Source organism: Amycolatopsis sp. NPDC049252, from assembly GCF_043197175.1.
Taxonomy (GTDB): Bacteria; Actinomycetota; Actinomycetes; order Mycobacteriales; family Pseudonocardiaceae; genus Amycolatopsis.
Genome location: NZ_JBICSQ010000032.1, coordinates 1 through 14355 on the forward strand (window position 1 = coordinate 1; position 14355 = coordinate 14355).

Annotated in this window: 9 protein-coding genes; 4 read left to right on the forward strand and 5 right to left on the reverse strand. The window is 71.2% G+C overall.

Features of this window, described 5'->3' with window-relative positions; translation table 11 throughout:
• Positions 1 to 2701: amino acid adenylation domain-containing protein (locus ACGFMK_RS27935; protein WP_392769125.1), on the forward strand; the 2701-nt coding region annotated here is incomplete at its 5' end.
• A gap of 69 nt (positions 2702 to 2770) precedes the next feature.
• Here the strand turns inward: ACGFMK_RS27935 and ACGFMK_RS27940 are convergent.
• On the reverse strand, positions 2771 to 4006 hold the full coding sequence (locus tag ACGFMK_RS27940) for a cytochrome P450 (protein WP_392769127.1): 1236 nt from the start codon (positions 4004 to 4006) through the stop codon (positions 2771 to 2773).
• A 249-nt stretch (positions 4007 to 4255) separates the two neighbouring features.
• On the opposite strand from ACGFMK_RS27940, the gene ACGFMK_RS27945 reads away from it, so the two are divergent.
• Complete coding sequence (locus tag ACGFMK_RS27945; RefSeq protein ID WP_392769129.1) at positions 4256 to 5029, forward strand: ABC transporter ATP-binding protein; 774 nt, start codon at positions 4256 to 4258, stop codon at positions 5027 to 5029.
• On the forward strand, positions 5014 to 6978 hold the full coding sequence (locus ACGFMK_RS27950; RefSeq protein WP_392769131.1) for a hypothetical protein: 1965 nt from the start codon (positions 5014 to 5016) through the stop codon (positions 6976 to 6978). The genes ACGFMK_RS27945 and ACGFMK_RS27950 overlap by 16 nt, the downstream gene beginning before the upstream one ends.
• Positions 6979 to 7048: 70 nt before the next feature.
• Here the strand turns inward: ACGFMK_RS27950 and ACGFMK_RS27955 are convergent, their stop codons facing one another.
• The 3 genes from ACGFMK_RS27955 to ACGFMK_RS27965 are packed head-to-tail and all read right to left on the reverse strand — an operon-like array spanning position 7049 to position 9417.
• On the reverse strand, positions 7049 to 7600 hold the full coding sequence (locus tag ACGFMK_RS27955) for a DUF1707 domain-containing protein (RefSeq protein ID WP_392769134.1): 552 nt from the start codon (positions 7598 to 7600) through the stop codon (positions 7049 to 7051).
• 42 nt (positions 7601 to 7642) lie between these two features.
• Positions 7643 to 7831: an acyl-CoA carboxylase subunit epsilon gene (locus tag ACGFMK_RS27960; RefSeq protein WP_392769137.1), complete on the reverse strand. Its 189-nt coding sequence runs from the start codon at positions 7829 to 7831 to the stop codon at positions 7643 to 7645.
• Positions 7828 to 9417 carry an acyl-CoA carboxylase subunit beta gene (locus tag ACGFMK_RS27965; protein WP_392769140.1) on the reverse strand — a complete coding sequence of 530 codons (1590 nt, stop codon included), beginning with the start codon at positions 9415 to 9417 and terminating at the stop codon, positions 7828 to 7830. The genes ACGFMK_RS27960 and ACGFMK_RS27965 overlap by 4 nt, the downstream gene beginning before the upstream one ends.
• Before the next feature lie 218 nt (positions 9418 to 9635).
• Between ACGFMK_RS27965 and ACGFMK_RS27970 the strand changes: the two genes are divergently transcribed.
• Positions 9636 to 10382: a thioesterase II family protein gene (locus tag ACGFMK_RS27970; protein WP_392769143.1), complete on the forward strand. Its 747-nt coding sequence runs from the start codon at positions 9636 to 9638 to the stop codon at positions 10380 to 10382.
• Here ACGFMK_RS27970 and ACGFMK_RS27975 read toward each other — a convergent pair whose 3' ends face one another.
• Positions 10383 to 14279 carry an AAA family ATPase gene (locus tag ACGFMK_RS27975; protein WP_392769145.1) on the reverse strand — a complete coding sequence of 1299 codons (3897 nt, stop codon included), beginning with the start codon at positions 14277 to 14279 and terminating at the stop codon, positions 10383 to 10385. It abuts the gene before it with no gap.
• Between the last annotated feature and the right edge of the window lie 76 nt (positions 14280 to 14355).

The following is a 14355-nucleotide window of genomic DNA, read 5'->3' on the forward strand; positions in this document are numbered from 1 at the left end:
CCTCGTCTTCGACACCATTTCCGCCGCCGTCTTCTGCACCGAACTGGCGAAGGCCTACGAAGCGCTGGCCGTCGGACGCTCGTGCCCGGCCGTGCTGGCGGGCGAGGTCCGCGCCACCCCCGACGTCGTGCCGACCGAGACCGGGATCGCCTACTGGCGCGAACACCTCACGGGGTTCGACGCCACCGCTCTCGAGCTCTCGGTCGGCACGCCCGAGCCGTCCGGGTCCGTCCTGGACGGGGACTTCGTAGAACACCGGCTCTCCCGCGAGGCCCTCGCCGCCCTCGACCGCCTGCGGCGCGAGCTGCGGGCCCCCGACGCGGTCGTCCACATGGGCGCCTACTACCTGCTGCTGGCCCGGCACGGCGCCGGGCCGGACCTGGTCGTCGGCACGCCGGTGAACACCCGGCCGCCGCACGTCCAGTCCGCCGTCGGCTACCACGTGAACGTGCTGCCGCTGCGGGTCGGTGTGGAGTTCGGCGCCGGCTTCGCCGACCTCGTCGCCCGCACCCGCTCGGTGTACTTCGACGCGCTGGCGCACGCCGACGTCCCGGTCGACCTGCTCCTCCCGGAGCTGCCGCGGGCGAGCTCCGACTGGCGCAGCACGATCTTCCGGCACCTGTTCAACTACCAGCCGGGCGGCGGGCTGCCGCGCTTCGGCATCGGCGGGGTGCACACCCGGCCGGTCAGCGTCGAGAACGGCACCAGCAAGTTCGACCTGGAACTGGTGGTGCAGGCGGACGCGGACGCCACCGTCCTCAAAGGACGGTACGCGACCGGCTCGCACACCCGCGCCGACGTCGAGGCGCTGCTGCGGCGCTACGACGCGCTGCTCGTCGCCGCCGGCGCCGACGCGCGGCGGCCGGTGGGGGAGCTGCCGCTGTTCAGCCCCGCCGACCGGGCCGTGGTCGACGCGGCCAACAAGACCCGGCGGCCGGCTCGGGCGCGCACAGTCCTCGAGGCGGTCGCCGACCACGCCGCCACCCAGCCGGCCGCGGTCGCCGTCCGCGACGGCGACCGGGCGGTGACCTACCGCGAGCTGTGGCTCACCGCCCAGGCTACCGCCGAACTGTTGCGCGGCCAGGGGGTCGGCCCCGGCGAGGTCGTCGGCCTCGTCGGCCGGCGCGGCGCCGAGCTCGTCGCGGCGGTGTTCGGCTGCTGGCTGATCGGCGCGGCCTACCTGCCGATCGACCCCGACCACCCGGCGCACCGCGTCGAGCACCAGCTCACCGACTCCGGGGCCCGGGTACTGCTGGCCGGCGACGGCGTCTCCCTCGACTCTCTCGGTGTCGAAGGCCGGACCGTGCTGCCGCTGCCGGGCATCACGGCCGACGGACCGTCCGTTCCGGACACCCTTGTCGTGGAAGGTGACGAGGCGGACAACGCACCCGCGTACCTGATCTACACCTCGGGCTCGACCGGCAAGCCCAAGGGCACGGTCCTCGCGCACCGCAACCTCGCCAACCTGGTCACGCACTTCCGGGCCGAGACCGGGCTGGGCCCGGGCGACGGCGGGCTGTGGATGACGACGTTCGCGTTCGACATGTCGGTGATGGACCTGTTCCTGCCGCTGTACGCCGGGGCCACGCTCGTCGTCGCGCCGGACGAGGCCCGCACCGACGGCAAGTCGCTGCGTGCCGTGCTTTCCGAGCACCGCGTCGACTTCCTGCAGGCGACGCCCACGACGTGGCGGCTCGTCCTGGACGACGTCGCCGACCTCCTGGCCGGGGTCAAGGTGGTCTGCGGCGGCGAGCCGATGCCGCCTGCGCTGTTCCGGCGGCTCGTCGCCACCGGGTGCGAACTGCGCAACCTCTACGGCCCGACCGAGACGTGCGTCTGGTCCACCGCGGCGCGGCTGACCTCGCCGGACGACGCCGTCGTCGTCGGCAGGCCGATCCGCAACACCACGGTGTTCGTCGCCGACGACGCCGGGCGCGAGCTCCCGCCGGGGGTGCACGGCGAGCTGTGCATCGCCGGCGGCGGCGTCGCCATCGGCTACCACAACCGGCCCGAGCTGACCGCGGACAAGTTCCGCGAGCACCCGGTGCACGGGCGCTTCTACCGCACGGGCGACCAGGGCCGCTGGCGCCACGACGGCACGCTGGAACTGGTTGGCCGGGTCGACCGGCAGATCAAGCTGCGCGGCAACCGGATCGAGCTCGGCGAAGTCGAAGCCGTGCTGGCCGAGCACCCGGAGGTGTCCGGCGTTGCGGTCGTCCTGGTCGGCGAACCGAGTGCGGGCGGCATCCTGGTGGCGTTCGTCGAAGGGGCGGACTCACCGGGGCTGGCCGACCGGCTGTGGCAGCACGCCCGGGCCGAGCTGCCCCGGGCCGCCGTCCCGCACGAGTTCGTCCCCCTCGACCGGCTGCCGACCACGGTGACGGAGAAGATCGACTACCCGGCCCTGACCCGCCTGGCCGCCGCCCGGCGCACCGAGGCCGGGCAGGAACCGGGCTCCCCGGCCGCCGACGGCGACCTGCTGGACACGCTGATCGGCCTGTGGGCCGGCCTGCTGGGCCGCCAGGACGTCGCGGCGGACACGAACTTCTTCGTCGTCGGCGGGCACTCCCTGCTCGGCGTCCAGCTGGTGCAGCACGTCGAGGACCTGACGGGCGTGGGTTTGAAGCTCACGGACGTCTTCTCGATGCCCACCCCGGGCCAGCTCGCGGACCACGTCCGCGACCTGCTCCGGACCCCCTGACCACCCTCCCCCTCGGACCCCGGCGCGCCCCTCCGCGCCGGGGTCCCTCCTTTTTTCGGCGCGGGAGGGTCAGGCGGTCACCGGGAACGCGTGCAGGCCGCGGATGAAGGGGGACGTCCGGCGCGTCACCTCGCCGGCTCGTTGCAAGGTCGGGAAGCGTTCCTGCAGCACGCGGAACGCGACGTCACCCTCCAGGCGGGCCAAGGGGGCGCCGACGCAGTAGTGGATGCCGCTGGAGAACGAGATGTGGTCCGGGCCCGGCGGGCGCCGCAGGTCGAAGACGTCCGGGCGGTCGAACGCCTCCGGGTCGCGGTTGCACGCGCCGGTCAGGATGGTCACCTGGCTGTCGACCGGGATCCGCTTGCCGCCCAGCTCGACCTCCTCGTGCGCGAACCGCGCCTGCATCAGCACCGAGGTGTCGTAGCGCAGCGCCTCCTCGACGGCCTTCGGCGCGAGGTCCGGTTCGGCGCGCAGCAGGTCCCACTGCCCGGGGTGCTCCAGCAGGGCGAGCGTGCCGTTGCCGATCAGGTTGACCGTGGTCTCGGTGCCGGCCAGCGACAGCATCCCGCACATCGCGACCAGCTCGTCCGCGGTCAGCTTGTCGCCGTCCACCGACCGCAGCAGCCGGCTGACCAGGTCGTCGCCCGGTTCGACGACGCGCATCGCGAGCAGCTCGGTGAACAGCGCCGTCATGCCGTCGACGGCGTCCTGCAGCCGCTTGGCCTCCTCGAGCGAGACGACGCCGTCGAGCACCAGGCTCAGCCCGGCGGCGAGCTCGTCGAACTCCGCCTGGCGCGATTCCGGAATTCCGAACAACGTCGCGATCACCGCGCACGGAACGCGTTTGGCGTATTTCTCCATCAAGTCGAACGGTTTGCTGGAATCGACGTCGTCGAGCAGTTCACGGCACGCCCGTTCGATATCCGGGCGCAGCGCCCCGATGGTCTTCGGGCTGAATGCCGGCATCGCGAGTTTCCGCAGCCGGGTGTGTTCCGGCGGGTCCATCGCGAGGAAGGAATTGTCGAACGTGGACGTGCCCTGCGGCCAGTAACCGCCGAGCGTGCGGCGGCCGAACCGGCGGTCGCGCAGCACGCTGTCGGCGAGGTCGCGGCCGAGCACCGCGTAGATCCCGATCCGGCTCTTCTGCACCGGCCCGCGGGCCCGCATCTGCGCATACACCGCGTACGGGTCCTCCGGGCCGAGCATCAGCGTGGCGATCCGGTCGCCCAGCGCGCCGAGCGAGGTCAGCCCGGCCCGCGCGGTGCGGAGCTGGGCCTCCAGGTCGCTGTCGGTCGATGTCGTCATCGGCTCTTCCCTCGGCTCGGAATTGCTTTTGCTGCCCGGGGTGGTTAGTCTGATTCGGCCGGTTTGGTCGACTTGGCAGTTGGCTGCCACCTTATTTGCGCGACACGCCGATTCGTAACCCCTATGCCCACCCTTATCCGGGGGCACGAACTGTTCAGTTGTGCCGCGTTCTCTTTTCCCCGCCCGGCCGCTACGCTGTGCCCGGTAAAGCGCGGCCGGCGGGCCGCCCGAACCATGGGGATGAGCCACGTGCCTACGATCGACGAAAGTGCACCCGCGCTCCGGCTGTCCGGGTTGCGCAAGAGATTCGGCCGGAAGGTCGCGGTGGACGGGGTCGACCTCGCCGTGCCGAAGGGTTCGTTCTACGGCCTGGTCGGGCCCAACGGGGCGGGCAAGACGACGTCGCTCTCGATGGCCGTGGGCCTGCTCCGCCCGGACGCCGGCGCGTCGCACATCTTCGGCGTCGACGTCTGGGCCGATCCGGTGCACGCCAAGGCCCTCGTCGGCGTGCTGCCCGACGGCATGTCCCTGCCCGAGCGCCTCACCGGCCGTGAGCTGCTGACGTACCAGGGCCTGCTGCGCGGGCTGCCGGAGGCGCAGATCGACGAACGCGCGAGCGAGCTGCTGGAGGTCCTCGAGCTGACCGAGGCCAACCGCACCCTGGTGATCGACTACTCCACCGGCATGCGGAAGAAGATCGGCCTGGCGACGGCGTTGCTGCACGCGCCCAAGCTGCTGGTGCTGGACGAGCCGTTCGAAGCGGTCGACCCGGTCTCCGCGGCCACCATCCGCACGATCCTGCAGCGCTTCGTCGCCTCCGGCGGCTCGGTCGTGTTCTCCAGCCACGTGATGGCGCTGGTCGAGCAGCTCTGCGACCACGTCGCGGTGATCGCCCGCGGCCAGGTCGCCGCGTCCGGGCCGGTGGACGAGGTCCGCGCCGGCCGCGGCCTCGAGGACGTCTTCGTGGAGCTCGTTGGCGCCCGCACCGGGGGGATGGAGGGGCTGGCGTGGTTGGCGTCCTGATCCGGATGAAGCTGGCGGTGCTGCGCCGCTCGATGAGCGGGCAGCGCGCGGCCAGCATGCTCGCGGGCGGGTCGATCGGCCTGGTCCTCGCGATCGGCACGCTCGTGGTCGGGTTCTCGCACTTCGGCTCGCCCGAAACCGCGGTCGCGGTGCTGTCCCTGCTGCTGATGGTGTGGACGCTGGGCTGGCTGTTCGGCCCGATGCTCACCGGCGGCGACGCGGTGCTGCGGCTGGAGTACTTCACCCTGCTGCCGATCCGCCCGCGCACCCTGGCCATCGGCATGGTCGGCGCCGGGTTCGTCGGCATCACGCCGGTGGTCGCGCTGGTCGCGTTCGCCGTGCTGATCGTCTACGGCGCGCACCTCGGCCTGGTCGCGGCGCTGGTCGCGATCCCCGCCGTGCTGCTGCAGCTGTGGTTCGTCGTCGTGCTGTCGAAGGTCGGCATGCAGGCGCTGGGCCGGCTGGTCCGGTCGCGCTTCGGCTGGGAGCTCTCGTCGTTGGTCGTCGGGTTCGTGCTGGGCCTGCAGAACACCGGCTGGATGGACATCGGCCTGGCGATCCGCACGTTCAGCGGCGGCTGGGCCGACGGTGGCGGCATCGTGCTGCGGATCCTCCCGTCCAGCTGGGCGGTCGTCGCGGTGGACGCGGCGGCCAAGGGGAACTGGGGCACCGTCGCACTTTCCCTGGGCGGTCTCGCCGTCCTGGGCGCGGTGCTGTTCTTCGTGTTCTCGGCGCTGCTTTCGCGCCAGCTGGTCCGGGGTCTCTCGGACGGCGGCACGACACAGACCGGCGGCGACAGCCTGGCCACCAAGCGAATCCTGCCGGGCGGGCCGTTCGGTGGCGTGCTGGGCAAGGAACTGCGGCTGTGGGTCCGTGACCTGCGCCGCGCCCGGTTCCTGAGCATCGCGCTCTGGGCGGGCCTGTTCAGCGGGCTGTTCCCGCTGCTCGACGGCAACACCGTGATGCTGCCCTTCGCGGGCGTGATCACCGCGCTGTTCGCCGGCGCGCTGTCGGCGAACGTCTACGGCCTCGACGCCGGCGCGCTGTGGCTGACCCTGGTCGCCCCGGCGTCCGAACGCGTCGACGTCCGCGCCCGGCAGGTCGCGTGGCTGCTGCTGGTCGCCGTCCCGGTGCTCGTGCTGACCGCGCTGCTGACGCTGGTCAGCGGGCAGGGCTGGGCGTGGCCGTGGGTGCTGGCCGTGCTGCCGGCGATGCTCGGCGGGGCGGCGGGCCTGGTGCCGCTGGTTTCGCTGGTCGGTGTCGCGCCGTTCCAGGACCGCCCCGGCGGCAACCCGATGGACGGCTTCACCGACGAAAGCGGCGACCAGGTCCGGCTGAAGATCTTCGGCATGCTGTTCGGTCAGATCCTGCTGGCCGTGCCGGCCGCGGTCGTCGTGCTGATCGGGTTCCGCACGGACAACACGCTGCTCGGCTGGGCGGGTGTCGCGGCGGGCCTGCTCACCGGCGCGTTCTACTACTGGCTGTTCGGCAGGCTTGCCTACCGCCGCCTGGAGAAGGCGGGCCCGGAGATCCTCGACCTGATGCGCAAGGGCGTCCGGGCCGAGGTCAAGGTCTCCGCCGACGAGCTGGCGGAGGGCGAGCAGGAGGAGCCGGAGAAGAAGGACGACCTCAGCGGCCCCCAGAACGCCTTGGTCGCGCTGTTCGTCCTGCTCGGTGTCCTGCTGGTGATCCCGCAAGGGTTCGTGTCGCTGGGCCTGAGCCTGTTCGGCGCGACCCTGCCGGGCTGGTTCCTGGTCGCCCACGTGCCGTCCGGGCTGCGGGTGCTGGTGGCCATCGGCTCGATCGTGCTGGGCGCCTGCTCGTTCGGCATGGTCGTGCTGATGCACCGCGTCGCCAAGCGCAAGGCGGAAGCCTTGGCGGCGGCGGAGGAAGCCGAAGAGCCGGAAGAGGAGAAGGAGAACGGCCGCGAGCACGCGGCGGCCCGCTGAGCGCAAGAGAAAGGCCCGGCTCACTCGGTGAGCCGGGCCTTTTCGCGGGTGCGTGGCAGAACGGCGGCGTTCAGCGGGGGTGGCGGAAGCGGATGTTGCCCGCGGTGACCCGGCAGTGCGCGCGCAGCACCGGCAGGCCGGGCTCAGGCGGTGCGGTGACCTTGTTGGTGATGTCGCCGGCGCCGGTCTCCATGGCCTCGAACACCAGGGTCCAGCCGCGCGGCACGATGACGAGGATGGTGCCCCAGCCGCAGTCCAGGTTCAGCGTGACCTCCCGGTGCGGGCACGTCGCTTCGCTGAAGTCGATCCGGACGTCGCCGGAGGAGCACTTGGCGTCGATGCGGCTCGGCACGTCCCACGGGCCGGTGCGCTTGACGTCGCCCATGCCCGCCTTGAGCACCAGCGGCGGCGTCTCGATCGCGGCGAGCGGTGCTTCGTGGGCGGCGGGCAGGTCGGCGAGCAGCGGCGCGAGGTCGCCGCGGGTGCGCGCGGCCGCCGCCGCGGCCGAGCGCTGGGCGAACTCTTCGATGTCCAGCATGCCTTGGCCGAGCGCGTCCTGCAGCAGGCGCGCGGCGCGTTCTCTGTCCACATTGGACACACGGAGTACGTCTTGGTCGCTCATGCTTCCACGCTAACCAGCGGGCAAGAACGAAGGCACCCCTACTTATCGGGTGCGGCTCATCCAGGCGCCCGGTGGGGTGTACCCCGCGGCGCGGCGCCACGGTGCGGGGGTGGGCGGCCGGTCCCGCTTCGGGCGTTTCGTGCGGCCCAGCGCGCCGAAGACGGCGAGCACCGCGGCCAGCTCCTCGTCGTCGGGGTAGCCGTTCGACACGGTGAGGAAGAGGTCGCTCATACCGGCGGGTTCCCGTGCTTGCGCGCGGGCTGCGCGGCGTACTTGGTCCGCAGCACCGCGAGCGCCTCGATGAGGACCGGCCGGGTCTCGGCAGGGTCGATCACGTCGTCGACCAGGCCGCGCTCGGCGGCGTGGTAGGGGTGCATCAGCTCGGTCCGGTACTCCTTGATGCGCTGGCGGCGCGCCTCTTCCGGGTCGTCGGCCGCGGCGATCTCGCGCCGGAACACGACGTTCGCGGCCCCCTCGGCGCCCATCACGGCGATCTCGTTGGTGGGCCAGGCGAAGGACAGGTCACAGCCGATCGAGCGGGAGTCCATCACGATGTACGCGCCGCCGTAGGCCTTGCGCAGGATGACCTGCACCCGCGGCACGGTCGCGTTGCAGTAGGCGTAGAGCAGCTTCGCGCCGTGTCGGATGATGCCGCCGTGCTCCTGCTCACGGCCGGGCAGGAACCCCGGCACGTCCACGAGGGTCACGAGCGGGATGCTGAAGGCGTCACACGTCTGGACGAACCGCGCGGCCTTCTCCGACGCGTGGATGTCCAGCACCCCGGCGAAGGACGACGGCTGGTTCGCCACGATCCCGACGACCTCGCCGCCGAGCCGCGCGAGCCCGCACAGGACGTTCGGCGCCCAGCTCGCGTGCACCTCGAAGAAGTGCCCGTAGTCGACGATCTCCTCGATGACCTCGCGCATGTCGTAGACGCGGTTCGCGTCGACCGGCACCAGGTCCAGCAGCGCCGGGTTCGGCCGGTCCACCGGCTCGCCGGGCGGCAGCGACGGCGGCAGCTCACGGTTGTTCGACGGCAGCATCGAGATCAGGTGCCGGACCTCTTCGAGGCACTCTTCCTCGGTGTCGTGGACGAACCCGGCGGCGCCGGACACCCCGGCGTGCACGTCCGCGCCGCCGAGTTGCTCGTGGGTGATGTCCTCGCCGGTGACCGAGCGGACGACGTCCGGCCCGGTGAGGTACATCTGCGCGATGTCGCGGACCATGAACACGAAGTCGGTCAGCGCGGGCGAGTAGGTCGCGCCGCCGGCGCACGGGCCGAGCATCACGCTGATCTGCGGGATCACCCCGGACGCCTTGACGTTGCGGCGGAAGATCCCGCCGTACCCGGCCAGTGCGGCGACACCCTCCTGGATCCGCGCGCCAGCACCGTCCGAAAGGGACACCAGCGGCGCGCCGGCGGATTCGGCGAGGTCCATCAGCTTGTGGATCTTCTCCGCGTGCGCCTCGCCGAGCGAGCCGCCGAAGATCCGGAAGTCGTGGGCGTAGACGAAGACGCGCCGGCCGAAGACCTGGCCCCAGCCGGTGACCACGCCGTCGGAGTAGGGCCGCCGGTCCTCGAGCCCGAAGCCGGTGGCGCGGTGGCGCCGCAGCTGCTCGATCTCGTGGAAGGTGCCCTCGTCGAAGAGCAGGCCGATCCGCTCCCGCACGGTGAGCTTGCCCTTGGCGTGCTGCTGGTCGGTCGCGCGCTGGGAAGGTGACACGGCGTGCGCCCGCAGCTCGGCCAGCTCGGCGACCTTCGCCTCGATGTCGAGCGACGGCAGGTCACCGACAACGAAATCCTCGGTGGCGGTCATGACTCACCCCATGGTGTTATTTCGGCGGGTTCCCCTCGCGGCCGGATGCCGGTTCCCGGTAAGCCATTCAAACCGGCGGGCATCGTCCAAACCAGCACGTCGGCCCCCTGTCTGCCCCGCCCGGCCCCCAGAACCCCTGATCCGGAACCTAGGGGTCGACCCGCGCTTTCCCGCCTGAGAGATTCGGCGTGTACAGCCGAAACGCGGAAGGACCGGCCATGACGCTCTCCCTGGACAGCCAGCTGTGGATCCGGCGGTTCCACCCGGCCCCGGCCGCGAAGGCCCGCCTGGTCTGCTTCCCGCACGCCGGGGGCTCGGCGAGCTACTTCCACCCCGTGTCGTCGGCGCTTTCGCCGTCGGTGGAGGTCCTGGCCGTCCAGTACCCGGGCCGCCAGGACCGCCGTAACGACCCGCTGGTGGACGACCTGTTCGTGCTCGCCGACCAGCTGGCCGAGATCCTCGGCGCCGAGCCGGGTCCGCTGGCGTTCTTCGGCCACAGCATGGGCGCCAGCCTCGCCTTCGAGGTCGCCCGCCGCCTGGAAGCCCGCGGCACGAAGCTGCTGGGCCTGTACGTCTCGGGCCGCCGCGCGCCTTCGGCGTTCCGCGACGAGCGCTACCACCTGGAAAGCGACGACGGCCTGCTCGCCGAGGTCAAACGCCTGAGCGGCACGGACGCCAAGGTCCTGGAGGACGACGAGATCATCCGCATGGTCCTCCCGGCGCTGCGCAACGACTACAAGGCCGCGGAGACCTACCGCTACCGCCCGGGCCCCGACGTCAGCTGCCCGATCCTGGCCCTGATCGGCGACCACGACCCGAAGGTGACCTCCGAGGAGGCCCGCCAGTGGGCGACGCACACGTCGGGGGAGTTCGAGCTGCGCACGTACCCGGGGGCGCACTTCTACCTGAACGAGCACCACGTTTCCGTCAACCGCCTGATCGCGGCTCGCCTGGCCCAGGGATGATCAGCACTGTGGGTCGTAGGAGCGGTCAGGCACATAACGCGACCACTCCTGCTCGGTGATCCGCTGGCCGACGGCGGCGCAGATCCGGGCGGCCGCCCGGTCCGGATCGGTTTCCCAGAGCCGGATGGCCTTTTCCGAGGTGCCGGCGGTGAGGGTGCGTCCGTCGGGGGCGAACTCGACGACGAAGACCGAGTCCTGGGCCGCTGTCAGCGTTGCGAGCCACCGCGGCGACCGCGGATCGCTGATGTCCCACGTCCAGATCGTGTGGTCGTAGCCGCCCGCGGCGAGGGTGGCACCATCGGGGCTGAACGCCACCGAGTAGACGTAGTTGGTCGCGCCGACCAAGGGGTTGCCCAGCACTTCGGGGGCCGCGGGATCTTTCAGGTCCCACAGCCGGACCGTCTTGTCCGCACTGCCTCCGGCGAGGAGCCGGCCCTTCGGGGCGAACACCACCGAGTGGACGTAGCCGGCGAACCCCTCCAACGGCTGGAGGCGGCGCGGCGAATCCGGGCGGCTGATGTCCCAAAGCCAGACCTTGCTGTCGAGGCTGCCCGCCGCCAGCAGGGTGTCGTCGGCGCTGAACGTCAGTGAGTACACGCTGTTGCCCGGGCCGTCGAGGGTGGCTACCCGGGTGATCGACTTGAGATCGGTCAAGTCCCAGAGCGTGACGACGTGTTCGTCGGTGCCGACCGCGAGGTGCCGGCCGTCGCGACTGAACTCCAGGGTCTCCACCAGGCTGTCGCTCGCGTGCAGCGGCGGGCCGAGAACCACGGGAGCGGCCGGGTTCGACACGTCGAACAGGACCACGAGCCCGTCGTCGAGGCCGGTCGCGGCGGTCCGCCCGTCCGGGCTCAGGGCCACCGAGCCGGAGAAGTTGTCACCTGCGTGGGGGTTCGACAGAGCCGCACCGCGCTGCACCGGGTGTGCCGGGTCGGTGGTGTCCCACAGTTCCGTCGTGCTCGATGTGTAGCCCGCGCTCGTGATCAGGGTGTTGTGGTCGACGGCGTACTCCAGCGACAGAACGCTGTTGGCCCGGTTCCCGATCCGCTGTCCCGGTACCGGCCACAGCCGTGTGACGCCGTCGGCCGCCACCGTGGCAAGCACGGTTCCGCCGTCGAGGAACTCCACGCCGGTCACGGGACCGGGGTGCGGGAGGGACACGATCACGCGGCCCGTCGTCCGGTCCCAGACCCGGACCGAGCTGTCGGAACTGCCCGCCGCGAGGGTGACGCCGTCCGGTCCGAAGGCGATCGCGTTGACCCGTCCGGTTGCCCCGGTCAGTGTGGGGGCCGGGACCGGTCGGCGGACATCGGTGGTGTCCCACAAGTAGACGCTCTTGTCCGCGCTGGCCGCCGCGAGCGTGTGGCCCTTGCCGGCGAACGCCACGGCCAAGACCTTGCCTCCCGGTCCGCTCAGCGGTTCACCGAGCAGGACGGGGCGGCTCGGCTCTCCCAGATCCCAGAGGTGCACCGTGTGATCGGCACCGCCCGCGGCGAGCGTGTGGCCGTCCGGGGCGAACGCAACCGTTTGGACGAAGCCGGTGAAACCGGTCAACGTCGTCACGAGCGCGGGGCGTGCCGGATCGGTCATCGAGAAGAGCCGGACCGTGTTGTCCGCCGATCCCACCGCGAGCAGCGTGCCATCCGGGCTGAACGCGGTCGCGTAGATCGTGTTGCCGAAGCCGGCGATCGGGTCGCCGATCGGTTCGGGATGCGCCGGGTTCGTGACGTTCCACAGGTGGATTCGGCGATCACCGCCGCCGGCCGCCAGGAGGTCCCCGCGTGGCCTGAGGGCCAGCGTGAAGATGGTGTCACCGGCCCCGTCGAGGGGCGGGCCCGCTTGAACTGCCGGTTCACCGGGCCTGCGGGTCCACAGCTGGACCTGCTTGCCGGTACCGCCGGTCGCGAGCAAGGAGCCGTTTTCGGTCGCGGCGACGGCTTGCAGGACCTGCAGCGGACCGAGGAGCCTGGCCGCGAGAGGGCTTGCAGTGGAGTCGAGGAGGCTCGCCCTCGCTTGCGGTGTGGGCGAGATCCGGTACGCGGCGAGGCTCAGTTGCGCGGCCAATGACACGTCGCTTGTGCGGAACCGATCTGCCTGAGAGGCGAGTTCTCGTGACTGGCTCAGGTCCCGTTGCCGCGTCGACGCCGCCGACTGGGTGATCGCGTAGGTGATCATGGCGCTCGCCAACAGCACGCAGACGGCGATGATCGAGATGAGGCCACGCCGGATCCGGCTTCGGGTACGCAGGTCCCGCTGTTCCTCGCCGTGGCGCACGTTCGACGAGGCCAGGAACTCGCGCTCCGTGGCGTTGAGCAGGTTCCGGTGGCTCGCCTTCTCCGCCCATTCGTTCGCCGCCGTGAGGAGGCCACCACGGTAGAGCAGATCCACGTCGTCGCCGGCGTCCTGCCAAGCTCGTGCGGCCAGCCCGAGCTTGCGGTGCAGAGCGTGGCCGGCCCGGTCGTCGTCCAGCCAGTTCCGAAGCCGTGGCCAGGCAAGGATGAGTGCCTCGTGTGCGATTTCGACGCCGTCCTCGGCGATGCTGAGCAACCGTCCCTGGACGAACCGGTCCAGTACCTCGGCCGAGACCTCGTCGGCCGAACCGTCCTCGATCTCGGCGGCGGGTATCCGGCGGCGGGTGTCCGGCAGCGCGTCACCGGTGTGGACGAGGCGCAGGAAGATGCTGCGCGCCCGCGCGCGGGCCGCGGGCTCGAGCTGCTCGTGGATGGCGTCGGCGGTCTGCGCGACCGCCTGCCGGATGCCGCCGCAATCGCGGTACCCGGTCACCGTCAGACTGCCGTTCTCGCGGCGCTCCCAGGTCATGCGCAAGGCGTGGGCGAGCAGCGGCAGCGCACCGGAATCACAGGCCGCGGCCGAGCCGGCCGGTGCGAGGTCACGCAGGATGAGGTCGACCAAACCGGGCTCGAGAGACAGGTTCGCCTTGGCGGCCGGGCCGGCGATGACGTCCGAGAGTTCCTCACGGGACATCGGCCCGATGACGACCTGGCCGTCGTTGAGCGCTGTGGCGAGCATGGGATCATCCGTCGCCTGCGGGAAGAAGTCCGCGCGCATGCCCAGCACCACGACCGTCGGCCCGGCCCCGCTGGCGTGCCGGTCGGCGAGGTAGGCGATCGTGCGCAGGAAAGCCTGGCGGTCGGTGTCTCCGACTTCGGCGCTGAAAATCTCTTCGAACTGGTCGACGATCAGCACCGCGCTGTCGCGGCCGTCGTCTTCGAGACGTCGCCGCAAAGCCGGGTGCAGGAGCAACCAGGCCACGTCCGCCGGTTCCGTCTCGAGTTGCCGTACGACATCGTCCTGTTCGACTCCCAGCAGAGCCGCGAGCCGTACACACGGGTTCGTGCCGGGCGTCATGAACATGACAAGCCGGTCGCCCTCGGCCGGGGTGGCGAGGGCCGGCATCACACCGGCCTGCAACACCGAGGACTTGCCGACACCGGAGGAACCCACGACGAACAGCGGACGGCCGCGCGAGTCCCGGCTGCGGATCCTGCTCAGGATGAGGTCCGTTATCTTGGACCTTCCGAAGAACCACTCCGTGTCCTGCTCGCCGAACGCTTCCAGGCCGCGGTAGGGGACGGGGCTGCCCGCGGGTTCCGGGCCTGGGCGTCTGCGGAGGCGTTCGATCGCGTCGAACCACCTCTGACGGAGCTCCTCGTCGTGCACCCCCAGCACTTCCAGCAGTTTGGCGAAGGCGGCTCTGCCGCTCCTTTGGGGGAGATTGCGACCACGCTTGTAGCCGTTCAGGGTGGTGACCGGAATCAGGGCCCGGCGAGCGGCCTCGCGCCCACTCAGGCCGGCCCGCAGGCAGAGCTCTTCGAGGGCTTTGCCGAATTCCTCGCGGTTGTTGAACCGGCTCGGTTCGATCTCTGGATCGGGCACGAGTCGGTGCTCCTTTCGCCTCGGGCATGATCTTTTCGTGCAGGTCTGCTGTGCGTAATCAGGAATAATCGAGAAG

What these genes read in the sequence shown, in the direction of transcription:
- ACGFMK_RS27940 (WP_392769127.1), bottom strand. Translation starts at nt 4,006, where the DNA reads ATGACGACATCGACCGACAGCGACCTGGAGGCCCAGCTCCGCACCGCG.
- ACGFMK_RS27955 (WP_392769134.1), bottom strand. Translation starts at nt 7,600, where the DNA reads ATGAGCGACCAAGACGTACTCCGTGTGTCCAATGTGGACAGAGAACGC.
- ACGFMK_RS27960 (WP_392769137.1), bottom strand. Translation starts at nt 7,831, where the DNA reads ATGAGCGACCTCTTCCTCACCGTGTCGAACGGCTACCCCGACGACGAG.
- ACGFMK_RS27965 (WP_392769140.1), bottom strand. Translation starts at nt 9,417, where the DNA reads ATGACCGCCACCGAGGATTTCGTTGTCGGTGACCTGCCGTCGCTCGAC.
- ACGFMK_RS27970 (WP_392769143.1), top strand. Translation starts at nt 9,636, where the DNA reads ATGACGCTCTCCCTGGACAGCCAGCTGTGGATCCGGCGGTTCCACCCG.